Origin of the sequence: Geothrix limicola (genome assembly GCF_030268085.1) — a bacterium.
Lineage (GTDB): Bacteria > Acidobacteriota > Holophagae > Holophagales > Holophagaceae > Geothrix > Geothrix limicola.
Genome location: NZ_BSDE01000001.1, coordinates 14,826 through 38,448, shown reverse-complemented (window position 1 = coordinate 38,448; position 23,623 = coordinate 14,826). Strand labels below are relative to the sequence as shown.

The window sequence follows — 23,623 nt, the reverse complement described above, 5'->3', positions numbered from 1 at the left end:
CGATGGTATCACCACGTAAAGACAATCGAAGGCCTAACCATTGTATGCTTTTGCCATGTCCTCCCCAGGTACTCAGCCCCAGCGCCTGCTGCTGGCCCGGCAGCTGATCCGCGAGAAGGGTCTATCGAGGACGGACCTCGTGCTGCTGGAGGACATTCTGCGGGAAGGGGCCAGGGATCTGGAGCCCCTCCTCGAGGCCGCGCCCCAGCGGGTCCCAGCCCAGGAGGAGTCCCCTGCCCAAGCGGCCCTCCGCCGGAACCTGGGCTACTTCCTCGCCTTCCTGCACACCTTCTCGCCCCGCCGGCTGGGTGAATCCCGGAACGCCATGGGCCTGGTCATGCTCCACAGCCTGGCGCGCCTGGGTGAACAGGCCGAGGCCGCCCACCGGGAACTGCTGGCGGAGCTCCAGCAGCCCGAGTGGGTGACCCAGCTGCTGGACCTCCTGGCCTCGCTGCGCGCCATGTCCCTCGCGCCTTCCGAAGACACCGGCAACCTCCACCATCTGTGGTCTGCCTTTCTGTCGGATCACCGCGACGGTTTCCGCCGGGTCCTCACGGCCCTGCAGGAAAGCGAGCCCGGTACGGCCTCCGTGGCCCGGCTCAACGCCCAGATGAAGTCCGTGAACCGGGCCATACGCGGCCAGGGGCGGTTGGAGGAATCGCTGACCCGCCTGGCCGAGCAGCTCGAGGCCTGTATCCCCGCCGAAATCCACGCCCGCGTCGAACCGATGCTCCTCCTGGAGCACGTGGTCTCCAACCTGCGTCTGAGTCTGGTTCGTCCTCTGGACCGGGGCATCCACTGGCCCGCCGTAGAGCAGGTCCGGGGGAGCCTGCGCTGGCTCTGGGATCACCTGGGCTGGTCCTTGCCGCGCATGGATGCCGATCTCCTGCGGGAAAGCATGCCCCCGGACCTGCGCCGCCTCCTTCAGCAGCTGCGCCTGCACGATCGCCCTGCCTTTTCCGTGGTCGCCCGGGCCCTGCTCAGCCACATCTCCCTGCTCGGCCTCCTGGAGTCGCTCGAGCCCGCCGCCGCGGCAGGCCTCCGGGATCGCTATGCCGCGGTGCCCACCTTCCTCGTCCTCGAATCCGAACTGGGCCGGCTCGCCGAGCGGGCCTATGACCCGGCCCATGGCGACGGCCTGGATTCAACCACGCCTCAGACTCACCGCGTGCGGGCCTTCCTCCGCCAGGCCGTGCTGAGCCTCCACCAGGATCAGGGAACCCTGAGGAGCCTGCTCCAGCAGGCCCTGGCCGGCCAGGACGCGGACCAGCTGGCCCAGACTCTGGACAACCTGCGGGGCCTCCTCATCAATCACCAGAAGCAGCTGATGGGCGAACTCGTAGGGATCTTCTCCCCCGACGTGCAGCACCGGCTCTTCCCCGAATCGCCCAGCATGATGGAAGAAGGGGAGCGCCTGCGCCTGCGCATCCAGCGGCTCTGGGAACAGGTGCCGCCCCTTCATGGTCAGTTGCAGCTCCACCTCGAACTCCAGGACTGGCCGCGCCTGGCCCTGGGGCTGTCCCAGACCTACCGGCACCTGTTGGCCTTCCGGCGGAGCCCGGAGTTTCCGCTCATGCGCCGGCCGGACCGCGAGGAAGCCGAACGCCTGATCGAAGGCCTGGGCCAGCTACTGGAGTCCCCGCAGGATGTGCCCCAGGCCCTCCGGGACGGCATGGATCTGCTGGGCGAGCTGCTGCGTTTCCTCGAGCTCTTCCTGCTCCGCATCAACGCCCGGGTCCCCCTCATCCGCCAGGATCTGGAAGTGGCCCAGGAGGCCCTGAAGCTCATCGTCGAACTGCAGGCCAATCCCACCGGCGCCGATCGCACCCGCCTCTCCCACAAACTCATCCAGACCTCCAAGCGGCTCGGCGTGCGGGATCCCCAGTCCCTGGCCCTTTTGAAGCGCTGGGTTCGCGTGGAGCGCGGGCAGAAGGAGGGCTCGCTTCCGACCCTCGGCCAATTGGCCGCCCACCTCCGCCAGCTGGCCCTGCGCCTCGAAGCGGCCCTGGGTTAACCGGGGCCCAGCCTCATGCCGAAGAGCAGGCCATCCGGGAGCCCCATGCCTCGCATCCACTGGTTGGACGTCCATCCTTCCCCCGCCGGGGAGAGGCTGCGGGCGGCCCTGGCGGCCTGGGGACACGAGATCGTTCCAGGTGCCGGCCCCGGATCGCTGGTGCTGGTGGCGGAGCATCCTGATCCCCGGCTGGTTCCCGCCGAAGGAACGGAAATCCTCTGGTGGGTCGAACAGGCGGAACCCGAGGAAGTCAGCGCCGTGCTCAACCTCCGGCCCGGGTGGGTTCTGCTGCAGGACCGCCCCCTGGAGGCCGCCCGCGAAGCCATCCTCCACCTGCGTCAACGGGACCTGGGCAGTGAGGGCTGGCTGCGGCAGATGATGCACCTGGCGACCCTGGATGAGCTGTTGCGGCTGGCCCTCGGCCGGGCCATCCGCTTGTCCGGCGCCAAGGGCGGCGCCATCTGGCTTCGACGGGACGACCTCTTCTACCAGCGCGCCGGCGACGGCATCTTCCCCGAGGCCCCCCTGCCCGGACAGGAAGCGGCGGACCTCGTGCGGCGCGGCGAAGCCTACCTCCTCGTGCCCTCCGAACAGCTGGGCATCCTGCGCCTCGCCGATCCAAAAGAGCCGCCCGACCGCTTTCTGCGCGATTTCGACGACATGGCTCCCCTTCTGCTCAACGCCTGGCACCTGGAGGAAAGCCGCGCCCTGTCCTTCAAGGACGACCTCACGGTGGCCCAGAACCGCCGCTGCCTCGAGGCCGAACTGCCCCAGGCCGTCCGCTCCGCCGCGGCCAACGCCGAACCCCTCGCCCTGCTCTTCCTGGATGTGGACGACCTCAAGCGGGTCAACACCCGCCATGGCCATCCGGCCGGCAGCCTCCTGCTGGAGGCCGTCGCCCGCACGGCCCAGCGTCTCTGCCGCGCCCACGACCGGCTCTACCGCTACGGCGGAGACGAGTTCTGCATCCTCATGCCCGGCACCACCTCCCAGGGCGCACGAAAGCTGGGCGAGCGCCTGCTCCAGGTGCTTCAGGAACACCCGCTGGACCTGGGGCGCGATCACCTCGCGGTGTCCCTCAGCGCGGGCGTCGCCGCCTATCCCGAGCACGCCGATGGCGCCGGGCATCTCATCGCCCAGGCCGACCACGCCCTGCTCCAGGCCAAGAGCGAAGGCAAGGGCCGCGTCGTCGTGGCGGGCTGAGCCCGGGACGAGATCCCGAGCTACTTCCGTTTCTTCTTCTTGCCCTTCTCGGATCCGAATACCTTGGCGAGGAAGCCTTCATCCTCGGCCGGGTCGGATTCGCCTTCCAGGCTGCGGCGGAGCTGTTCGACCAGTTCGCGCTGCTCGGCACTGAGGGATTTCGGCACGGCCACCCGCAGGTGCAAATACAGATCACCCCGGCCGCTGCCCTGCAGGCGCGGCACGCCCGCGTTCACGAGCTTCACGACATGGTCCGCAGGGGTACCCGCGGCCAGCTTCACCTTGTCCGGACCGTAGGGCGTCTCCACCTCGAGGGTGCCGCCCGTCACCAGCAACGGCCAGTGGACTTCCAGTCGGCGGTGGAGATCGCTCCCATCACGCTCGTAGCGGGTATCCTGCTCGACGTCGAAGACCACGTAGAGGTCGCCCGTGCGGCCGCCGAAGCGGCCGGCCTCGCCCTGGTTCTGGAGCCGGAGCCGCGTGCCGCGATCCACGCCCGCGGGGACCTTGAAGCTGACCTTGGATTTGCGATGTACCCGGCCCTCGCCGTGGCAGCTCTTGCAGGGCTTGGGAATGATGCGCCCACGGCCTTCGCAGCGCGGACAGGGGGCGAGCATCTGGAAGAAGCCCTGGCGCACGGCCACCTGGCCCGCGCCACGGCACTGGGGGCAGGTTTCGGCGCGCGTGCCGGCTTCGCAGCCGGAGCCGTGGCAGGTGTCGCAGGCTTCGAGGCGGGGAATGGACAGCTCCACCGCGTCCTTGCCGAAGATGGCGTCCTGGAAGCTGAGCTTGAGGTTGTACTGCAGGTCGGAGCCCCGTTCCTCGCCGCCGGATTTGCGCCGGCCGCCGCCGAAGAGGTCGCCGAAGATGCCGCCGCCGAAGAAGCTGCCGAGGATGTCTTCGAAATCCGCGAACTGGCCCGGGTCGAACTGGAACTGCTGGCCGCCGCCGCCCGCGCCGCCTAGGCCCGCGTGGCCGAACTGATCGTAGACCTTCCGCTTTTCGGCGTCCGACAGCACGCTGTAGGCCTCGGCAGCCTCCTTGAACTTCTCTTCCGCTTCCTTGTTGCCCGGATTGCGGTCGGGATGGAGTTCCATCGCCAGCTTGCGGTAGGCCTTCTTCAGTTCATCGGCCCCGGCCTCCTTGGAGACGCCGAGCACTTCGTAGTAGTCGCGTTTCATCATCCCATCCTGATCTTTCAGGATAGCCGATGATTCCGAATCTTAATTGGGTGGAGCCGCACCCTCACCCTCCCCGTCCAGGGAGGCCATCATGGCTTCGCTGGCGGCCAGCACCGCGTCCGTCAGCAGGTTCTGGGCTTCCAGCAGCTGGGTCTCGCAGGCGCGCAGCGCCTCGGGATCCTGGGCGGCCACGGCCTGCCGCGCCCGGGAGAGCACATCCCGAACGAGGGACTGCTGCTCGTCCGTGAGGTACTTGCCGCACTCGATGAAGCTCTTGTCGCAGGAGAAGATCAGCCCTTCGGCGGAGGCGATGTACTTCATCGCGTCGCGCTTCTTCACGTCGGTTTCCGCGTTGGCCAGGGCCTCGCGGATCATCCGCTGGATCTCCAGTTCGGAGAGGCCCGAGCTCGGGCGGATGCTCATGCTCTGCTCGAGGCCCGTCATGAGGTCGCGCGCCGAGACCGTCACGATGCCGTTGGAATCGATGTCGAAGGCCACTTCGATCTGCGGCACGCCCTTGGGCAGGGGCGGCAGGTTGATGAGGTCGAAACGGCCCAGGCTCTTGTTGTGCTCGGACAGTTCGCGCTCGCCCTGCAGCACGTGGATCTCCACCCGGCTCTGGTTGTCGGTGACCGTGGTGAAGGTGCGCGCGTCGCGCGTGGGGATGGTGGCGTTGCGCTGGATGATCTTCACGAAGCCGCCGCCCTGGGTCTCGATGCCCAGGCTGAGGGGCGTCACGTCCAGCAGCACCAGATCCTTGATGTCGCCCTTGAGCACGGCGCCCTGGATGGAGGCGCCCAGCGCCACCACCTCGTCGGGGTTGATGCTGCGGTTGGGCTCCTTGCCGAAGAAGTCGCGCACCATGCGCTGCACGAGCGGCATGCGCGTCTGGCCGCCCACGAGGATGACTTCATCCACCTGCTTGGCGCTGTGGCCGCCCTGCTCCAGGGCATCGCGAATGGGGATGAGGGTCTGTTCGACGAGATCCTTGACCATCTCCTCCAGCTGCTCGCGGGTGAGCGTCGCCTCCAGATGCTGCGGTCCCGTGGGTCCCTGGGCGATGAAGGGCAGACGGATCTCCACCCGATCCAAAGTTGAGAGTTCGCACTTGGCCTTTTCGCTGGCCTCCTTCAGGCGCTGAAGGGCCATGCGGTCGCCGGAAAGGTCGATGTTCGTCTTTTCGCGGAACTGCTCCACCAGCCAGTTCTGGATGATCTGGTCGATGTCTTCGCCGCCGAGGAAAGTGTCGCCGCTGGTGGCGAGCACTTCGAAGACGCCGTCGTTCATCTCCATGAGCGTGAAGTCGATGGTGCCGCCGCCGAAGTCGTAGATGCCGAGGATCTGCTTCACGCCCTTCTTGTTGAACCCGTAGGCGAGGGCCGCGGCCGTGGGCTCGTTGATGATGCGCTGGACGTTCAGGCCCGCGATCTTGCCCGCGTCCTTGGTGGCCTGACGCTGGGCGTCATCGAAGTAGGCCGGAACCGTGATGACCGCATCGGTCACTTCCTCGTGGAGGAAGGCCTCCGCCGCCTGCTTCAGGGAGCGGAGCACGATGGCTGAGACTTCGGGCGGTGCGTAGTCGCGCTCGCCGACTCGCAGCCAGGCATCACCGTTGGGAGCGGACACCACGGGAAAGGGAAGCCGCGAGATGGCGCTCTGTACGCGGGGTGCCTGGAAGCGCTGCCCGATGAGGCGCTTCACGGCGAACAACGTGCGCTGGGGATTCGTGACGGCCTGGCGCTTGGCAATATGCCCGACGAGCACGTCGCCCTTGTCGGTAAAAGCCACCACGGAAGGCGTGGTGCGGCTTCCCTCGCGGTTGGGGATCACGCGCGAGTCCCCGCCTTCCATCACGCAGACGCAACTGTTGGTCGTACCGAGATCAATGCCGATCAGTTTGCCTGCCATGGGTTGAACTCCAGGGATCACGTTGAATCATCGTACCGACAACTCGGCGGCGCATCCAGCACAAGCACAAGAGCCGGCTAGGATATTCCCGAAATTCAAAGCCGATTCACCACCACCCGGGCGGCCCGGAGAAGCTGACCCTTGAGGTTGAAACCCCGCTCGTAGATGGCCGCCACGGCCCCGTCCGGAAGGTTCGGATCCGCGTAGGTCGTGAGGGCTTCCGCGTTGAGGGCGTCGAAGGGATCGCCCACCTGGAGGGGCAGTTGCTCCACGTTGAGGCGGCGGAAGGCTTCCAGGAACTGCTTGCGGATCAGGTCGACGCCGGCCCGGAAGGATTCAACGTCCTGGTAGCTGGCCCCGAGGCTGCGATCGAAATTGTCGAGGACGGGCAGCATTTCCAGGAGGATCTTGCGCTCCGCCTGCTCCACCGCCAGAGCGATGTCCCGCTGGGCGCGGTTGCGGAAGTTGTTGAAGTCCGCCGCCAGGCGGCGCTGCTGATCCATCAGCTCGGCTTCGCGGCGGAGGAGATCCTCCATCTGGTGCTCGGCTTCGGTCAGGGCCGATTCCAGGTTCACGCGCGCATCAGCCTCGAAGGGCTCGGGCGAATCGGACAGTTCCATCTCCGGCACGATCTGGGTGTGGTACTCCGAAGCGACCTCATCGGCCACGGACTGGAGGTCCCCCTCCAGCGAATCGTCGAGGTTGAGATCCACCAGGTCTTCGCCCTCACCTTGGGAAGCGAGGGGCTTGGCGTCCGGATGTTCAGGGATATCAGTAGGCATCGCAGCAGTATAAGCAGGTCACGCAAGCGCCGGGAATGCTTTAGGGCCGAGATCGCCGCCGGTGGACCTGGCGCGACCACCACTGCAGACCGCCCATGACCCGTCGGTAGTCCATGCGAAGCGGGCCCACCAGGGCGAAGGTGACGAAACCCGCGGGGCCGAGGGCCACCGTCCTTACGGCCGTGGCCAGCGGCCAGGTCTCGAAGTAGGGGTTCTCGGTTCCCAGCAGCAGCTGCACTTCTTCCGAGGCCCTGCCCGCAAAGGCGTTCAGGAGGCGGGCCAGGCGCCCGTGCTCCTCGAAGGCGGCCACCAGATCCCGGAAGCGGACCACATCTTCGAATTCGGGCAGGCCGCCCAGCTGGCCCAGGCCCGAGACGAGCACGGGCGGGTCATCGACCGCCGGATCCTCCGGCCAGCGGGCCGCCAGCTCCTGGAGCCGGAGGCGGATGGATTCGCCTTCCTGCACCCCCACCCGCAGGGCGTCCAGCAGGCGGGATCGCATCTCCGCCAACGTGAGGCCCGCAAACTGGGCCGTGGCGTAGTTTCCGAGCTCCGTGAGCACCTCCTGGGAGTGGTTCCAGAAGTTCTCCATCAGGCGATGCTCGACCTCGCCCAGGCTGCCCACCCAGATGGCCACCAGCCGCCCAGGCCCCACGGAGACGAATTCCAGCCGCACCAGGCGGCTTTGGGTGAGGGCCATGGGCAGGGCCACGCAGACCCCGCCCATGACCTCCGCCAGGGTTCGGCTGGCGTGGCGGGCCCAGGTCTCGGGGTCCATGTCCAGGCCTTCGAAGGTCGACGACAGCCGGCCCTCCACCTCGGGATCCGGCGGCATGCCCTTGAGCCAGCGGTCCACGTAGTACCGGTAGGCGCGCTCCGTGGGGATCCGGCCTGCGGACGTGTGAGGCTGGGCGACGAGGGATTCGTCCTCCAGATCCGACAGCACGCTGCGAATCGTGGCGCTCGACAGGGACTCGGGATACCGCTTGGCCAGCAGCCGCGAACCCACAGGCTCCCCCTCCTCGAGATAGGTCTCGATGAGGGTGCGCAGCACGGATTCGCCGCGGGGGTTGAGGTTGGGTTGGGCCATGGCGCGAATCCCACATGGGGATGCCATACTATACGGCACGCTCAACGATCTTCAGGAGGTCCCCATGCGCCCCGCCTTTTACCATGCCGCTCTCGCAGCGGCCCTCGTCTTGACCGTCGCTTGCAATCGCAAGAGTGAGGCCGCCATCCAGGCCGAGGAAGCCGCCAAGGCCGCCGACGCCAAGGTCGCCCAGCTCGAACAGCAGCTGGCCGAGGCCAAGTCCGGCAAGCTCTCCGGCGAGGATGCGGAGCACCTCACCAAGTCCCAGGTCAAGGCCCTCGAACGGCAGGTGGCCGACGCCAAGCGCCGCGCCGAAACCAAGAAGCAAGAAGCCCTCACCCTGGCCCAGGCCCCTGCGCCCAAGGAGACCTCCAAGCCCGTGGTCGTGGAAGTGCCCGTCGGCACCAAGCTCGAGATCACCCTGGCCCGGGAACTGAGCACCGAAAAGGATCAGGCCGGCGATGCCTGGGAGGGCACCCTGGCCTCCGACGTGGTGCAGGACGGCAAGCTCGTCTGGAGCGCCGGCAGCTCCGCCCGCGGCGTCATCACCCAGAGCGCGGCCGCGGGCCGCCTGAGCAATGGCCAGGGCGCCCTCGGCATCCGCCTCACGGAGGTCGCCGGCGTCGGCATCGACACCGACACCCACGTGGTCGTCGCCACGGCGCGCGGCGAGCGCAACGCCAAGTACATCGGCGGCGGCGCGGCTCTCGGCGCCCTCGTCGGCATCCTCGCCGACAGCAAGCACAAGAACGACCACGCCCTGGGCGGGGCCGCCCTCGGTGCCGCCGCCGGAACGGCCCTCGCCGCCGGCACCGCCGACACCGTCATCCGCATCTCCAACACCAAGCCCGTCTCCTTCAGCCTCAGCGCGCCGGAGCGCGTGACGCTGAAGAAGTAGGTCTCAGCCGATCCGCTGAAAGCGGATCGACATCAGAAACGGGGGGCTTCGCCCCCCGTTTCTGCATTTGGCGGCAGAAAAAAATCAGGCCTCGATGGACTGCAGCCGCTCCGCCTCGAAGGCCGCGCGCAGGGGCTCGATGATGGGCTCGATTTGCCCCGACATGAAGCTGTCGATCTGGTGGATGGTGACGCCCACGCGGTGGTCGGTGACGCGGCCCTGGGGGAAGTTGTAGGTGCGGATCTTTTCGCTGCGGTCGCCGCTGCCCACCTGGGATTTGCGCAGCGCCGAGTGGGCCGCGTCGGCTTCGTCCTGGGCCTTCTGTAGCAGGCGGCTGCGCAGCACGGTCATGGCCTTGGCCATGTTCTTGATCTGGCTGCGCTCATCCTGGCAGCTGACGACGGTGTTAGTCGGCAGGTGGGTGAGGCGCACGGCGGAATAGGTGGTGTTCACGCTCTGGCCGCCCTTGCCGCCGGAACAGAAGGTATCGATGCGCAGGTCCTTCTGGTGGATCTCGATATCGACTTCCTCCGCCTCGGGCATGACGGCCACGGTGGCGGCGGAGGTGTGGATGCGGCCCTGGGTCTCGGTCTTGGGCACGCGCTGCACGCGGTGCACGCCGCTTTCGAAGCGGAAGAGACTGTAGGCGCCGTCCCCCTGGATCTCGGCCGTGGCCTCCTTGAGCCCGCCCGCATCGGCGTCGCTCTCGTCCAGCACGGACACCTTGAAGCCGCGCCGTTCGGCGAAACGGATGTACATGCGGAAGAGTTCCGCGGCGAAGAGCGCCGCCTCTTCCCCGCCCGTGCCCGCGCGCACTTCGAGGATGACGTTCTTGGCGTCGGCGGGATCCTTGGGGATGAGCAGCCGCTTGATCTCAGCGTCGCCTTCGGCGATGGCCTTCTTCAGAACCGGGATCTCCATCTCGGCCATCTCACGCAGGTCCGCGTCCATGGTCTTGTCGCCCAGGATGAGTTCAGCCTCCTCCAGCTGCTTCATCCGCGTGCGCTGGGCCTGGAAGGCCAGCACCACGGGCTCCAGCTCCGCGCGGAGCTTGGTCAGCTCGCGCAGGCGCTTGGGATCCGACACCACGGCCGGATCCTGCAGCTGCGCCTCCACTTCCTGGAAGCGGGCATCGACGGCTTCTAATTGATCGAGCATGATCCACCTTTTCGCCACCTTCCAATTTCGGCCAAGCCGAAATTGGAAGCACACAAAAAAAGAACGGGCCGAGAAATCGGCCCGTTCTTGGGGACAGCAGAGCTAGGCTTCGGTCGTCTCGGCAGCAACCTCGGGGGCGGCGGCAGGGGCTTCCTTCTTCGCGTACTTCTTGTTGAACTTCTCCACGCGGCCTTCGGTATCCATCAGGCGCTGCTTGCCCGTGAAGTAGGGGTGGCAGTTGGAGCAGATTTCCACGCGCAGCTCCTTCTTGGTGGAGCGCGTCATGAACTCGTTCCCGCAGGCGCAGTGAACCTTCACGTCATGAAGTTCGGGGTGCATGTTCTCTTTCATCGCTTCCTCCTGGGACCGACCGGATGCCCCCATGAGCGGGGTATCTGCACGCGGCTTGTCCACGCAAGACGACCAGTCTAGCGCCGGAACCGCCTTGACTCAAGGGGGATTCCCCGACCAGCCGAGCAGACACGCCGCCTGTTGAGGAATAGCCGTATCCCGGCTCCGCCGAGATACGGCGTGGGGGTCCGGGGGTGTGCGCGCAGCGCGCCCTTAGGTCCTTGCAACGCGTGCGTTGCGAGGGGAACCCCCGGACAGCATTCACCCCTGCTCTTGGGGCATCAGCACCCGGCGTTCGGCGAGCATCCGCTTGAAGCGGTTGGCCAGCATCACGCTCAGCAGGATGGTGGCGTTGAAGCTGAGCTCCAGGGGCACCTTCCCCCACTGGAACCGGACCCGGCCCAGGATGCCGGCCTCGAGGATGAACATGAGGGCCGTGAAGACGATGGGTTCGAGGAGCGTTTCCCAGAGGGGCCGCTCCTGGCTGTGGCGCTCCAGCAGGAAGCCCGTGAAGGCGCCGTAGAGCAGCCGGGTGGGTTTGAAGCCGTGGTGGGTCGTGAACCCGAGGGGGATGGACAGGATCGAGGTGATGAGGAGGGCCACCAGGGTCCGGGCCCAGGGATCGAGGCGCAGCCAGTGGCGGCGCACCCAGAAGTAGCCGGCGCCCACGGCCAAGCCCTGGGCGGCAGCGAAGGCCAGGGCGATATACCAGCGCCAGCCCTCGAACCACATGTGCCCACCGGTGGCGAGGCCGATGATCATGCCGGCCGCCAGGGCCGCGCCCCCGCGGTGATTGGCATCCTGGCCCTCGCCCGCCGCCAGCTCCTCCGCCAGCAAGCTGGGATGTTCCTTTTCCGAAAGCATGGCCGCCATGGCCGATTCGGATTCGATCCCCCGGGCCTCGGCCTCATCCCGCAGATGGGCTTCCAGTTCCCGGATCAGGGTGGCGCGGCGTCGCCCGGTCAGCCCCTTGAGGCCTGTACCCACCTGGGCGAGATAGGCCTCCAGAGCCCGGGACACGTGTGCCTAGGCCCTCGGCCCCACGAAGGCCTGAACCATGTCGACGAACTGGTTCCATTCCTTCTTCTTGGCCGTCAGGAAGGCCAGGCCCGCCGGCTGGATGGCGTAGTAGCGCCGCTCCCGCCCGTTCTCCTGGGTCTCCCAGTACGAGGCGATGAACTCGGTCGCCTCGAGTTTATGGAGGGCCGGATACAAGGCGCCCTCCTTCAAGGTATAGGTGCCCCCCGTGCGCTGGCGAACCGTCTCGATGATCTGGTAGCCGTACATGGGCCCCTCGCAGAGCAAGGACAATAGCAGCAGGGGAGTGCTGCCCTTCAACAGTTCACGGTCCACGGGGGCCTCCGGGTTAGGAGAAAATGCACATCTTTAATGTGCCTCGCAAAGTGATGGCCGTCAAGGCGGGCGGGGATCTTTCCCAACGATTGATCTTGCGCCTCAGCCCCCCTTCATTGCCTCGGTCAGGGGAAGGCGGCTGGCCCGCCAAGGCGAAGCCCAACCGGGTGGCGAGGGGTGCTGCCAAAGCAGCGTTCCGAGCCGGGCACCCGGTGGGCTGAGCATCACAACCAGGTCGGCCTCAATCCATGCAAACTTCCGAGCCGGGCACCCGGTGGGCTGAGCGTCAGCCGGCTTCCGCAAACGCAGCACCGAAGGTGCAAGCGCGCGGCAGGGCTGGCCGCCTCAGCCCCCCTTCATCGCCTCAGTCAGGGGAAGGCGGCTGGCCCGCCAAGCCGGCAAAAATCCCCCAAGCAGCCCCATCACCAGGCTGAAGGCCACACCCTGGGCCATGAGCCCCGGAGTGATGGTGAAGGCGAAGCTGACATCGCTGAAGGTTTCGAAGCTGGTGGTCCCCGTTTGGATTCCGTTGACGAAGAGGGCCAGACCCGAACCCAGCAAGCCTCCGCTCACGCAGAGGAAGATGCTCTCCCACTGGAAGCTGGCCAGGATTTCCCGCTGACGGAAACCCAGGGCCCGCAGGGTGCCGATCTCCTTCGTGCGCCCGGCCACAGCCGCGTACATGGTGTTCATGGCCGCAAAGATCGCGGCGCCGGTGAGAATGAGCGTGATGAGGTTGCCCAGGATCTTGATGGGGTCGCCGGCCTTGGTGAGCTCCTTGAAGTAGTCCGTTTCGCGCACCACCTCCAGCTGTAGGCGCTTGTCCTCCTCGACGGCCTTGGCGAAGCCTTCCAGTCGCTCCGGCTGCTCCAGACGGGCCGCCATGACCGAGTAGGATTCGCGCTTGAAGGCCTGCATCACGTCGTTCACGTCGGACCAGACTTCGCTCTCGAAGCTGGCGCCGCCGGCGTCAAATGCACCCACGATCTGCCAGTCGCGGCCGCCCATGCGGAGACTGCGACCCATCTCCATGCCCGGAAAACGGCCCTGCATCTTGCGGGGCACCACCACCTCGCTGAGCCCCGGACGGAACCAGCGCCCCTGGACCAGATGCACCTGGGGTCGCAGCGTAAGGCCCATGCGTTCGAGCCCCCGGATGGTCACGTTGGTATCCGAACCGTCGGCCATGGGGAAGAGCTTGACGACCACCACCTCGGCGCTGGCCATGGGACCCTCCGCATCCCGCTTGAGCATGGGATGGACCTTGAGGATGCGCATGCGGTCGCGCTCGATGGAGCTGTTCAATTCGAAGCGCGCGTTGGGGCGCAGCACCAGGGCCTGGTCCGCGCGGCCGCTGCTGACGAAGGCCACGGACAGCCCCTGGGCCAGGCTGAGCACCACGACGAAGATGCCCACCACCAGCGCGATGGCCGCGGCCGTGCTGAGGGTGGAGACCTTGCGCTGCCAGAGCGAGCGAAGGTTGTAGCTCAGGGGAATCGGGTAGGCCACCAGGGCCCAGACGAGCCAACCCAGGTAGGTGAGGAATGGCAGGGCGAACAGCAGTCCGATCATCAGCCCACCGCCTTCAGGCCCTCGGTGATGGGGCGCCGCGTGGCCGCATAGGCCGGGATGAAGGTGGCCAGGATTCCGATGGCGAGAGCGCCCGCCAGACAGGCCAGGGCCGTCTCCGGCTGGATCGAGAAGTCCGCGAAGAAGGGCATGGCCATGCCCAGGGACCCCCGCACCCCGCCCGCCGCGAAGTTGGCCAGGGCCACGCCGAGGAAGCCGCCGACACCCACCAGCAGCACGCCCTCCGCCAGCAGCAGGCTGAGGACACGGCCCGCCGAGAAGCCCATGGCGCGGAAGACGGCGATTTCCGTCGTGCGCTCGCGGATGGCCGTGGCCATGGTGTTGCCCGTGACGATGAGGATGGCGATCACGACGGCGATGGTGATGCCCTGGATGATGGCGCCGATGTTGCCGAGCATCTTCACGAAGCCGAGGTTGAAGGCGTTTTCCGTTTCCGTGAGCGTCTCGTAGGCGCTGTTGGCGTAGTGCCGGTCCACCCGTTCGAGCAGGCGTGGGATGTCCTCCGGCCGCCGGGCCCGCACCCAGAAGGATCCGCACAGGCCCTTCATGCGCGGCACGCCCTCCTCCAGCACCTTGTAGTGGAAGTGCAGCGCGTTCTCATCCGAGAGCTTGGGGCTTTTGAAGATGAGGCGGATGGTGAGGCGCGGGTTGATGGGGAAGATGGTGCCCGTCAGCGGCACCACGTCGCCCACCTTCCAGCCGTTCTTCTTCGCCAGGCTTTCGCCGACGATGCAGCCGGTGCCATCCCGCAGGTAGTCCTTGATCTGGGCCTCCGTGATGTTGGAAGCGCCGAACTCCTCGCGGAAGATCTGGAAGAGCGTCGTCTCATCGCTGGCGAAGTTCGCGAAGAAATTGCGGGGGTCCTGGTAGTAGCCCCCGAACCACTGCAGCGCGCAGACCGTCTCCACCTCGGACTGCTGGCGCAGGTAGTTCTCGTAGCTGCGGGGCAGCATCTGGGTGAGGCCGCTCTTGTGGCGCACCACGAAGCGGTTGCTGGAACGCGGATTGTTCGTCGCCGCGTCCAGGGTGGTGAGCAGGCTCTGCAGCACCGCCACCGTGAACACCGACAGGACGAGGCTCCCCACGATGAGCAGGGTGCGCCGCTTGGAGCGCATGAGGCTCTTCCAGATGAGCGCCAGCCAGCGCATCAGCGTCCCCAGGCCGTCATCGGTTCACCTCGACTGTCCGGTCCAGCACACCCTTTTCGAGGTGGATCTGGTGCCCTCCACCGATCGCAGAGCGCACCGCGCTCTGCTCCCGCTCGCCGCTCCGCGGCTCGGCGGAGGTGGAGCCTCCATGATGCTCACGCGCGGCACGTGGACTCATCGGTTCACCTCGACGGTCCGGTCCAGCACACCCTTCTCGAGGTGGATCTGGTGCCGCGCATGATGCGCCGCCTTTGGATCGTGGGTCACCATGACGATGGTCTTGCCGAGCTCGGTGTTGAGCCGGGCCATCAGGGCCAGAACTTCCTCGGCGTTCTTCGCATCGAGGGCGCCCGTGGGCTCGTCGGCCACCAGGAGGTCGGGATCCGTCACGATGGCGCGCGCGATGGCGACGCGCTGTTCCTGGCCGCCGCTGAGCTGTCGCGGGTAGTTCCGCATGCGGTCCGTCAGGTTCACCAGTGAAAGCGCCTGCTCCACCCGGTCGCGGCGCTCGCCCCGGCCCGCCCCCGTGAGCAGCAGGGGCAGCTCGACGTTCTCGAAGGCATTCAGCACCGGCACCAGGTTGTAGTTCTGGAAGATGAAGCCCACGTGCGCATTGCGCCAGGAGGCCAGCTGATCGTCGTCCAGATCGTTCAGGTCATAGCCGCAGACCTCGAGCGAACCGCCTGTGGGACGGTCGATGCCCGCCACGAGGTTCAGCAGGGTGGTCTTGCCGCTGCCGGAGGGACCCATCAGGGCGATGTAGGCACCCACGGGGATCTCCAGATCGATGCCCTGCAGGACGGGGATTTCCAGGTCCTCGCGCCAGTAGCTCTTGGCCACGTCGCGCAGCGTGATGACGGGTTCGCCGCCGCCCAGATCGAATCGGTCCGCGGCGTTCATCAGCCTTTGACCTTCACCTTGACGCCCGGCTTCAGGGATTCGGGCGGTGCGACGATCAGCGCGGCATCCTTCGCCAGGCCGCTCACCTCGAGCCCGATGGGATTCTCCGCCGTCACGGTGACGAACTTCTGAACGGCTGTGCCGTTCTCCACCACCCAGGCAAAGGGCTTCCCGTCCTGCTTCTTCACCTGCTCGCGGCCCAACACCACCACGTCCTGCGCGTAGGCGTCGCCGAGGAAGGTGACCTTGGCGCCCATGTCCGGCACCAGCAGCGGGTCCTTGTCCACGAAGGCCACCCGCACGATGACGACGGCCTTCTGCCGATTGGAACTGGGATAGATCTCGCGCAGCCGGCCCTTCAGCACCGAGCGGGCGCCCCGCCCATCCAGCGCATCCACGCGGATTTCCGCGGGCATGTTCCGGCTCAGCTTGGCGATGGAGGCCTCGTTCACCTCCACCTCCACCTCGAGGGTGTCGAAGTCGGCCATCACGAGGATGGCGTTGATGGCGTTGGCGCCGCCAGCGCTTCCCGGGGCCACGGTCTCGCCCACCTCGGATAGCTTCTGGGTGACCACGCCGCTGAAGGGCGCGCGCAGCACCATGCTCTCCAGAAGGGCCTCCTGGTAGGCGAGCTGGGCTTCCAGGGTCTGCTTCTGGCTGCGCAACCGGTCCACGGTGGCCACGTCCTGGATGCCCTGGGCCTGCAGCTTCACGGCCCGGTCGAGATCGACCTTGGCCTGATCGAGCTGGGCCTTCACCTGATCGCGAGCGGCCGCCAGATCCGGCGATTCCAGACGGGCGAGGATCTGCCCCTTGGCGACGCGGCTGCCTTCCTGCACGCCCAGCCAGCACACGCGGCCCAGCACCTTGCTCGACAGGGTGGCGCGGGTGCGGGCCACCAGGTAGCCCGAGGCCGTCACCAGCGGGTTGCGTTCACCGGCCTTGAAAACGGTGGGCGCCGACACGGACACCGACACCGGCCCGCCCTTGGCCGCCACCATGGCACCCAGCACGCCGACGCCGAGGATCCCGAGCACCAGCCAGCCCCAGGGAAACCGCTTCCGGATCACAGACGGCTTGCGCGCAGGGGACTCGCTCATTGGATCTCCAAACATCAATTTCGCCCGTTCAGGCTAGCGGATGCGCCAGACGCCATCAACAGCTCGATCGGCGGATGATCCGATCTCACCGGTGAAGCCCCGCGCACCAGCGAGTTACGCAGTCTCGCGTCCCAGCCGCCGGGCGAGGGCGGCGAACACCGGGCGCAGCAGAAGGGCCAGGAGCGTCGCGGCCGGCAGCGCCAGCAGGGCCCACACCACGCTGGCATGCCAGAGGCGCGACCAGAACAGCGTGAGGGTCGACCAGGGATGGGCCTCCAGGGACTGCATCAACAGGGATGGGGACAGCGGCATGGCCTCGACCCGGAAGAGGCGTTCGCCCAGCCGGATGAGGGGGATGAACAACAGGAGCTGCAGCGGGTAGGCCAGGTAGTTGGCCAGTTGGAGCGCGGGCTGGTTCAAACGGAACACCAGCCCCACGCCAACGCACAGCAGCGTGGAGGTTCCGAAGAGCGGAATGGTGCCGAGGGCCAGGCCCACGGCCAGGCTCCAGGCGAGGCCCGCGGGACTGAGCCCCTGCTTCAACAGCCCGAGCAGCGGTTCCCGGATCTTGGTCCGAACCCAGGACATCAGGATGCCGCGGACACCGGGTGCGGCCGGATGTCGCGCACGAGGCCCACCCAGCTCAGCGCCTTCAGCACGTAGTAGGTCGGATCCAGTTCCCACCAACGGAGGCCCTGGCGGCAGCTGACCTGGCAATGGTGGTGGTTGTTGTGCCAGCCCTCGCCCAGGGTGATGAGCGCCAGCACGAAGTTGTTGCGGCTCTGGTCGCTCGTCTCGAAGCGCCGGGTGCCCCAGACGTGGGTGAGCGAATTGATGCAGAAGGTCCCGTGCCAGAGCAGCACGGTGGAGATCACGAAGCCCCATACGAGGGCGCCCCAGGCGCCGAGGCCCGTCCAGAGGCCGAAGGCGAAGGTGCCCACACCCAGCAGCCATGGGCAGATCCAGTGGTAGGCGTCGAGGAAGCGCAGCTCGGGGAAGCGGCCGAAATCCTCGATGGATTTCGCCTCGTAGCGGTCATGGGCGTCGGAGAGGATCCAGCCCACGTGCGACCACCAGAATCCATCCACCACGGGCGAATGCAGATCCTGGGGCGTGTCCGAGAACCGATGGTGGTGCCGGTGGTGGGCGGCCCACCAGAGCACGCCCTTCTGGGCGGAGGTCTGGGCGAGGAAGGCCAGGAGGAACTGCGGCACGCGGCCCAGCTTGTAGCTGCGGTGGCTGAAGTAGCGGTGGTAGCCCGCCGTCACCGCGAACATGCGGAGGAGGTAGAGCCCGAGACACAGCGCCACCAGCTTCCAGGAGAACCGCACCCAGATCGCCGTCAGGCAGGCCAGGTGCAGCAGCACAAAGGAAACGGAAGTGACGGAGAACGAAAACGCCTTGCGCATGGAGGGCCTGCTTTGGAAAGGCTCCAGAGTAGCCTGCGGGGCGAGGTTTCCGAGCCTCAATCCGGCAATGCCAAGGGCGGCAGATCGATTCGCACCCGAAGGCCGGAGGCCCCGCTCGCCGGCATCAGCTTCACCTGCCCCCGGTGCCATTCCACGGCCCGCCGGACGATGGCGAGGCCGAGACCCGCGCCGACCGAATGGGTGCCCAACTCCCTGGAGAACCGTTCGAAGGCGCGGGCCTTGAAAGCCTCGCTCATGCCTGGCCCATCGTCTTCCACTTCCATGAAGAGACCTGCGTCGCTCCCTCCCAGCCGCAGCGTGATGATGCCCCGCTCCGGGGTGTAGCGGATGGCGTTTTCCAACAGGTTGTCCAGGGCCATGGCGAGTACGGCCGCATCCCCGCGGATCTCGAGCCGCTCGGGCCCCTCCACGCCGAGGTCCTGCCCCTTGGCCAGGGCCAGGGGCAGGAGGTGCGCGGCTCGCTCCCGCGCCAGCCGGCCCAGATCCAGGGTGCCTTCGATGCGCTCGGGCTGGACGGCCTCCAGACGGGCCACGCCCAGGAGCTGGCGGACCAGCCCCGTGGCGCGTTCGATGCCGTGCTGCAGGTCCTGGCCCAGGGCTTCGCGCCGCACGGGATCCGTCTCCAGCATCAGGGTGTGGGCCTGGGTTCCCACCACCGCCAGGGGCGTGCGCAATTCGTGGGCGGCATCGGCCACGAAGCGCCGCTGGGTTTCGATCAGTTCCTGCACACGGGCCAGCAGTCCGTTCATGGCCGCCACCAGGGGCCGGGTCTCCTTGATGTCCATGGAGGGCAGCAGGGGGCTCAGATCGCCCGGTTTGCGCTGCGCCACCGTCTCCGCCAGATGGCGCAGCGGGCGCAGGGCCCGGCGGCTGTAGAGCCAGGTGCAGACCGCCAGGATCACGAACAGGATGAAGAAACCCAGGGGGGTCTGGCCCAGCAACCGCCACCCCAGGCGCCGCCGGAAACTCAGCGACTCGGCCACGGCCACGCGGAGACGGCCGCCGGCGCCATCCTCCACGAACACCCGGTAGGCTTCGCCCTGCACCTCCAGGCGATGGAACCCGGGCCCCTGCCCCGCCAGCGAGACTGAGGGCGCCGACGGGGAACGGTAGAGCAGGTGTCCCGCTCCATCGAAAACCTGGTAGCGGGAATGGTACTCACCGGGCTTGACGACCCCGCCGCCCTCGGCCGAGAAGGTCTCGTCCAACGCACGCACCCGCTCGGCCTGGAGGCGGATCCGCGCGGGATCGGTTTCATCCCCCAGGAAGGCCACCAGCGCCCCGGCGCACATGCGCAGCGAACTGTCGAAATGCCATTCGCTGCTGCGGTAGGCGGGGATGACCGTCACCGCCATCTGGATCAGCCACAGGGTGACCAGGCTCAGGGCCTGGGCCCAGATCATCCGCCGAAGGAGGGAGGTCTTCACGCGCTCTCCAGGAGGTAGCCCAGACCCCGGATGGTGCGGATGCGGCGGTGGCCGAGCTTGCGCCGGAGGCGGTGGATATGGACTTCGATGGTGTTGCTTTCCGGTTCTTCGCCCAGATCGAAGATGCCCTCCTCCAGCTGGGCGCGGCTCACCACACGCCCCGCGGAACGGGCCAGCAGGTAGAGCACCTGGAACTCCCGCGGGCTCAGGATCACGGGCTCGCCCTTCAGGTTGGCCGCCTGGAGTTCCGGCTCCAGCACCAGGTCGCCCAGCACCCACTGGCGGGCCGCGAACCCCGCGCTGCGGCGCACCAGCGCTCGGATGCGCGAATGGAGCTCGGGCACGGCGAAGGGTTTCACCAGGTAGTCGTCGGCCCCTTCGTCCAAGCCGAGTACGCGATCCTCGATGCCATCCCGGGCCGTGAGGATGATGACGGGCGTGCGGTCATCGCGGCGCCGCATGGCCCGCAGGATCCGCAGCCCTGATCCGTCGGGAAGCCCGAGATCCAGCAGCAACGCGTCGTAGGTCCGCGTGCGGAGGTGCAGGTCCCCATCCTGGGCGCCGCGCACCCAGGCCACCTCGAACCCGGCCTGGATCAGGGAGCGCGAAAGGGCCGCCCCCAGTTGGTCATCGTCTTCAACGAGGAGAATCCGGATATCGGCGCTCAAGGGTGGGACCTTCCATGTGTTCCGTTTCAGTCGTCTGGGCCCGAAGGCAGCCGTGGCGCATGCCCTGACCCGCGGATCCGCTGGGTTCCGGTTCCAGCCTGGCGTCCCAAGCTTATCGAATCCTTACGGGATCACCACCCGCAGGTGGCCCGCTGTAAGGCGGCGTTAAGACAAGGGGCGGATGCTCGGAAACCTTGCGGCACGTCCCGCCGGGCGGGCCGCCCTTTGACAAAGACACGCAGCCTGCGTGGCATGAAGGAGCCAGAGTGAGATCCTTTCTTCGAACGCTTGTTTGCCTGCCGGCCGCCCTGGGCCTGATCGCCCAGGAGCCCCTTCCGCCGATCCAGGTCTCGGTGCCCGAACCGCGGACCTTGGACCTGCGGCAGGCGGACGCGGCGGCCTTGCTGCCGGGAGAGCACCGGGATCCGGCCCGCCTCGAGGCCGTGGCGCGGGCCTGGCGGCCCCTGCTGCAACCGATCGACACGGCTCCCGGCATCCGGCTCCTGCTGCCCGCGGGGCCCGAGCGTCTCCAACTGCTGCTGGCCGCCAGCCAGGCGCTTCGCGCTCGGAATCCCAAGGTCCGGATCTACGTCGCCTTCCAGCCCGAACTCGGCCCCGTGATGGATGAACTGGCCTGGGGTGCGGTGGACGGGGGCGTCCTGCTGCCTTCGGACCTCGGAGCGGATGGCGCGCGCTGGCGGGGCCTGCTCACCCAGGCGCAGAATGCGTTTCCCGGGCGGCCCTGGTTCCTCTGGGTGCCTGCGGATCCCGGGGCCCTCACGGCGCAACTGCTCGGTGACGGCGGACGCCTGATCCTCCCCGCGAACGGGCCCGGCGCCGCCCTGGCCCAGGAGCTTCCGCCCGGCTACACCGAGGTGGAGGGCGGGCTGGGCGACCTCACCCTCCGCAAGGGTTCCGGCGGCGCGGCCTACCGCCGCATCTTCCGCGACGGAACGTGGGTTCCCGCACCCCTGCCCGCCGACCGCCACGAAGTCCAGGTGCAGGGCCAGGAGCTCTACGATCTCGGGGGCCTGCTCGCCCGAATGCGCGCGACCCAACTGCGCGACAAGTCCGCCATCCGCACGGCCCAGGCCACGGTGGACGTGAACCTCCACATCCAGAGTGAAGGCGGCGCCGGGGATCTGGGTTTCCGATTCCAGGGTTTCGAAAAGGTCGGCACGCCCGAGGAACTGCTGCGGAAGGAGGTCCGCTTCAACGGCGTGCGGGCCAACCTCTCCGAATCGGCCCAGTTGCCCATCCTGGAATCCCGCACCAGCGCGGCGCCTCCCATCGCCCTCACCCTGACCGAGCGCTATCGCTACGCGGACGGCGGGCCCGCCGGCGCGGGAAAACGGCGCGTGCGGTTCAAGCCCGTGGACGACGATCCCCTGCTCTTCGAAGGCGAACTCACGGTGGACGAGGGCTCGGGGCGGATCCTCCACGAACAGAGCCAGCGCTCGAACCTGCCGGGCCTGGTGCGGAGCGAGCGCCGCGAACTCAGCTACGGCGAACCCGCGCCGGGACTCTGGCGGGTGATGCGGATCCACACCGCGGAACGCTGGATCGTCAGCGGGGGGACGGTCCAGGTGCTTCGCGATCTGGAATACCGCGGCTTCTCCATCAACGATGCCGGCTATGACGAGGCGCTGGCCTCGGCCCGCGCGGGCCAGGGCAGCATCCTCCAGAACACCCCGGACGGGTACCGCTACTTCGTGAAGCAGGCCGATGGCAGCCGCAAGCTGGAATCCAAGGCCAGCAGCCGCGTGAAGGGCGTCGGCGGCATGATCCTGATTCAGCCCGGAGGCGATCCGCCCGTGGCGCCCTTGGGCGGGTACCTGTTTTCCGACTTCAATGCGCTGGATCGGGGCATCCAGTATTCGCTGTTCACCGCCGCCGTTTTCAACATGGGTTCCCTCCTGGTGCCCAGGGCCCTGCTGGATCTGGATCTCTCCTTGGCGGGCACCCTTTCCCTGCTGGGCGGCACCGAGCGCCCCGTGAAGGACGGCAAGCAGCTCGACGTGGACGGCGTCCAGCGCCGCAGCCAGAACCTGGAGCTGGGCCTCGGCCATGATCTGGGCGCGGGGTTCCGCGTCGAGCTGAAGGCTCAGCTCACCCACGACGCCTTCTCCGATCCCCGGGAAGACAAATACAAGACCCAGGGCTTCCTCAACCCGCCTTCCGGACTGACCCACCTGGGAGGTGCCGCACTCAGCTGGCAGTACGAAGGCTTCCACCTGCAGGGGTCCTATCTGAAAGGCTCGCGGCCCGAAGGCAGCTACGGCGCCCCCGGCGCCATCCAGGCGGTGCCGAACGAAGGTCGCCTCGTGCGATGGGACACCCGGGCCATGTTCGACCGGCAACTGGGCCACGGCATCTGGTTCAGCGCCCATGCCGGCCGAGCGGGCGGCGAGGGCTTCGACCGGTTCCAGCCCCTCAGCTTCGAAGGCCGCGTCTCGGGCATCAAACCCTACGCAGTGGTGGCTGACCGCATGACTTACGGAGGGTTCGACGTCGCCTTTCCCACGGGCCCCAACCTGCGGCTGACGCTCGGCCTCGACCACGGCCAGGCCCACAGCCTGACGGACCTGAAGACCTACGGCTTTTCCGGCCTGAAGGTGGCGGGCGATCTACCGGGCTTCTGGTGGTTCACGACGATCCGCGTGGATCTCGGCGCCGGCCTCCAGAGCGACGTGAAGGGCGTCAAAACCGTCAACGGCTCCATCGCCTTCCTGCACTTGTTCTAGGGTCGGTCCTCAATCATCCAGGCCCTTCCCCTGAAGAATGGCCTGGGTGTACGTCTCGATCCTCGAGGTTCGCGTCTTCGACTGTTTGGGCGCAGAAAAATACAGGATGTAGGCCCGCTGCCGCCCCGGCGTCAGGGATTCGAAGGCGTCCTGCAGACCGGGGACATTCTCAAGTTTGGCGATGAGTTCCTCGGGGAGCGCGAATTCCGAGGGCTTCTTATAGGCCACCTTCTGGCCGGAGGCTTCGACCTCGATGGCTTCCCGGATGTAGGCCTTCAGGAGGCTTTCCATCCCGTGGATCTCCCGAAGCGCGGTGAATCGGATCTGGCGCGCCGCCTGAACATTTTCCGTCTGCGTGATCAGCACGCCCTGCGGATCCTTCAGCAGGGCCCCCTTGTGGAACAGGACCGCGCAGTAGTCCTTGAATCCGTGGATCAGCACGACGTTCTTGCCCTCAAGCGTGTAGCAGGGAACGCCCCACTTCAGGTCTTCCGTCAGCGGTGTGTCCAGAATGATTTGTCTCAACGCTCTGAAAGATTCCTGCCACGGGGAGGCCTTCTCGAAAAAGAAGTCGACCTTTGGATTCGTCCGACCCATTACCGGTTTGGGCATGATGACCTCGCGGGAAAAAGGTTATAACGCAGGCGCCGGGATGCCGCGCCCAGCCTCGGGATTCGG

The 23,623-nt window shown here is 67.2% G+C and carries 21 protein-coding genes; 4 read left to right on the top strand and 17 right to left on the bottom strand.

All coding sequences use genetic code 11. From position 1 onward, the window contains the following. The first annotated feature begins 55 nt into the window (after positions 1-55). Together QSJ34_RS00175 and QSJ34_RS00170 are read left to right on the top strand one after the other, a co-directional pair. Complete coding sequence (locus tag QSJ34_RS00175) at positions 56-2,014, top strand: hypothetical protein (protein WP_285568711.1); 1,959 nt, start codon at positions 56-58, stop codon at positions 2,012-2,014. A 45-nt stretch (positions 2,015-2,059) separates the two neighbouring features. Next, positions 2,060-3,217 carry a GGDEF domain-containing protein gene (locus QSJ34_RS00170; protein ID WP_285568709.1) on the top strand — a complete coding sequence of 386 codons (1,158 nt, stop codon included), beginning with the start codon at positions 2,060-2,062 and terminating at the stop codon, positions 3,215-3,217. Positions 3,218-3,237: 20 nt separating this feature from the next. On the opposite strand, the gene dnaJ is transcribed toward QSJ34_RS00170, so the two are convergent. The 4 genes from dnaJ to QSJ34_RS00150 form a co-directional block, all read right to left on the bottom strand. Next, a complete protein-coding gene (gene dnaJ / locus QSJ34_RS00165) occupies positions 3,238-4,401 on the bottom strand; it encodes a molecular chaperone DnaJ (RefSeq protein WP_420798808.1) in 1,164 nt (387 codons plus the stop codon). Positions 4,402-4,440: 39 nt separating this feature from the next. Continuing rightward, entirely contained in the window at positions 4,441-6,306 is a 1,866-nt protein-coding gene (dnaK, locus tag QSJ34_RS00160) for a molecular chaperone DnaK (RefSeq protein WP_285568705.1), read from the bottom strand. Positions 6,307-6,401: 95 nt separating this feature from the next. Then, positions 6,402-7,088 (bottom strand): nucleotide exchange factor GrpE, encoded by a 687-nt coding sequence (locus tag QSJ34_RS00155; protein WP_285568703.1) that lies wholly within the window; start codon positions 7,086-7,088, stop codon positions 6,402-6,404. Between the two features lie 40 nt (positions 7,089-7,128). Next, positions 7,129-8,178 carry an HrcA family transcriptional regulator gene (locus QSJ34_RS00150; RefSeq protein WP_285568701.1) on the bottom strand — a complete coding sequence of 350 codons (1,050 nt, stop codon included), beginning with the start codon at positions 8,176-8,178 and terminating at the stop codon, positions 7,129-7,131. Between the two features lie 64 nt (positions 8,179-8,242). On the opposite strand from QSJ34_RS00150, the gene QSJ34_RS00145 reads away from it, so the two are divergent. After that, positions 8,243-9,076 (top strand): hypothetical protein, encoded by an 834-nt coding sequence (locus tag QSJ34_RS00145; protein ID WP_285568698.1) that lies wholly within the window; start codon positions 8,243-8,245, stop codon positions 9,074-9,076. An 84-nt stretch (positions 9,077-9,160) separates the two neighbouring features. Here the strand turns inward: QSJ34_RS00145 and prfA are convergent, their stop codons facing one another. The 12 genes from prfA to QSJ34_RS00085 all read right to left on the bottom strand — a co-directional run bounded on the left by prfA (position 9,161) and on the right by QSJ34_RS00085 (position 20,189). After that, positions 9,161-10,234, bottom strand: coding sequence for a peptide chain release factor 1 (prfA, locus tag QSJ34_RS00140; RefSeq protein ID WP_285568695.1), 1,074 nt, complete (start codon positions 10,232-10,234; stop codon positions 9,161-9,163). 102 nt (positions 10,235-10,336) lie between these two features. Continuing rightward, positions 10,337-10,585: a 50S ribosomal protein L31 gene (rpmE, locus tag QSJ34_RS00135; protein WP_285568692.1), complete on the bottom strand. Its 249-nt coding sequence runs from the start codon at positions 10,583-10,585 to the stop codon at positions 10,337-10,339. A gap of 261 nt (positions 10,586-10,846) precedes the next feature. Then, positions 10,847-11,605, bottom strand: coding sequence for a hypothetical protein (locus tag QSJ34_RS00130; protein ID WP_285568691.1), 759 nt, complete (start codon positions 11,603-11,605; stop codon positions 10,847-10,849). Between the two features lie 6 nt (positions 11,606-11,611). Then, positions 11,612-11,938 carry a PadR family transcriptional regulator gene (locus QSJ34_RS00125; protein WP_285568689.1) on the bottom strand — a complete coding sequence of 109 codons (327 nt, stop codon included), beginning with the start codon at positions 11,936-11,938 and terminating at the stop codon, positions 11,612-11,614. Positions 11,939-12,283: 345 nt separating this feature from the next. After that, the gene (locus QSJ34_RS00120) at positions 12,284-13,510 is read right to left on the bottom strand and encodes an ABC transporter permease (protein ID WP_285568686.1); all 1,227 of its coding nucleotides are present in this window, start codon (positions 13,508-13,510) and stop codon (positions 12,284-12,286) included. Beyond that, complete coding sequence (locus tag QSJ34_RS00115) at positions 13,510-14,676, bottom strand: ABC transporter permease (protein ID WP_285568684.1); 1,167 nt, start codon at positions 14,674-14,676, stop codon at positions 13,510-13,512. Before QSJ34_RS00115 ends, QSJ34_RS00120 begins: the two co-directional genes overlap by 1 nt. Before the next feature lie 174 nt (positions 14,677-14,850). Continuing rightward, positions 14,851-15,576 (bottom strand): ABC transporter ATP-binding protein, encoded by a 726-nt coding sequence (locus tag QSJ34_RS00110; RefSeq protein ID WP_285568681.1) that lies wholly within the window; start codon positions 15,574-15,576, stop codon positions 14,851-14,853. Further along, the gene (locus tag QSJ34_RS00105; protein ID WP_285568679.1) at positions 15,576-16,676 is read right to left on the bottom strand and encodes an efflux RND transporter periplasmic adaptor subunit; all 1,101 of its coding nucleotides are present in this window, start codon (positions 16,674-16,676) and stop codon (positions 15,576-15,578) included. Before QSJ34_RS00105 ends, QSJ34_RS00110 begins: the two co-directional genes overlap by 1 nt. Before the next feature lie 114 nt (positions 16,677-16,790). Next, positions 16,791-17,264: a DUF2062 domain-containing protein gene (locus tag QSJ34_RS00100; protein ID WP_285568677.1), complete on the bottom strand. Its 474-nt coding sequence runs from the start codon at positions 17,262-17,264 to the stop codon at positions 16,791-16,793. After that, positions 17,264-18,085 (bottom strand): acyl-CoA desaturase, encoded by an 822-nt coding sequence (locus QSJ34_RS00095; protein WP_285568675.1) that lies wholly within the window; start codon positions 18,083-18,085, stop codon positions 17,264-17,266. Before QSJ34_RS00095 ends, QSJ34_RS00100 begins: the two co-directional genes overlap by 1 nt. 56 nt (positions 18,086-18,141) lie before the next feature. Further along, complete coding sequence (locus QSJ34_RS00090; RefSeq protein ID WP_285568673.1) at positions 18,142-19,533, bottom strand: sensor histidine kinase; 1,392 nt, start codon at positions 19,531-19,533, stop codon at positions 18,142-18,144. Further along, a complete protein-coding gene (locus tag QSJ34_RS00085; RefSeq protein ID WP_420798813.1) occupies positions 19,530-20,189 on the bottom strand; it encodes a response regulator in 660 nt (219 codons plus the stop codon). Before QSJ34_RS00085 ends, QSJ34_RS00090 begins: the two co-directional genes overlap by 4 nt. A 278-nt stretch (positions 20,190-20,467) precedes the next feature. Here QSJ34_RS00085 and QSJ34_RS00080 point away from each other — a divergent pair, with 278 nt between their 5' ends. Then, the gene (locus tag QSJ34_RS00080) at positions 20,468-22,945 is read left to right on the top strand and encodes a hypothetical protein (protein ID WP_285568668.1); all 2,478 of its coding nucleotides are present in this window, start codon (positions 20,468-20,470) and stop codon (positions 22,943-22,945) included. A 9-nt stretch (positions 22,946-22,954) separates the two neighbouring features. Here QSJ34_RS00080 and QSJ34_RS00075 read toward each other — a convergent pair whose 3' ends face one another. After that, positions 22,955-23,542 (bottom strand): YdeI/OmpD-associated family protein, encoded by a 588-nt coding sequence (locus tag QSJ34_RS00075; RefSeq protein ID WP_285571561.1) that lies wholly within the window; start codon positions 23,540-23,542, stop codon positions 22,955-22,957. Positions 23,543-23,623: the final 81 nt, after the last annotated feature.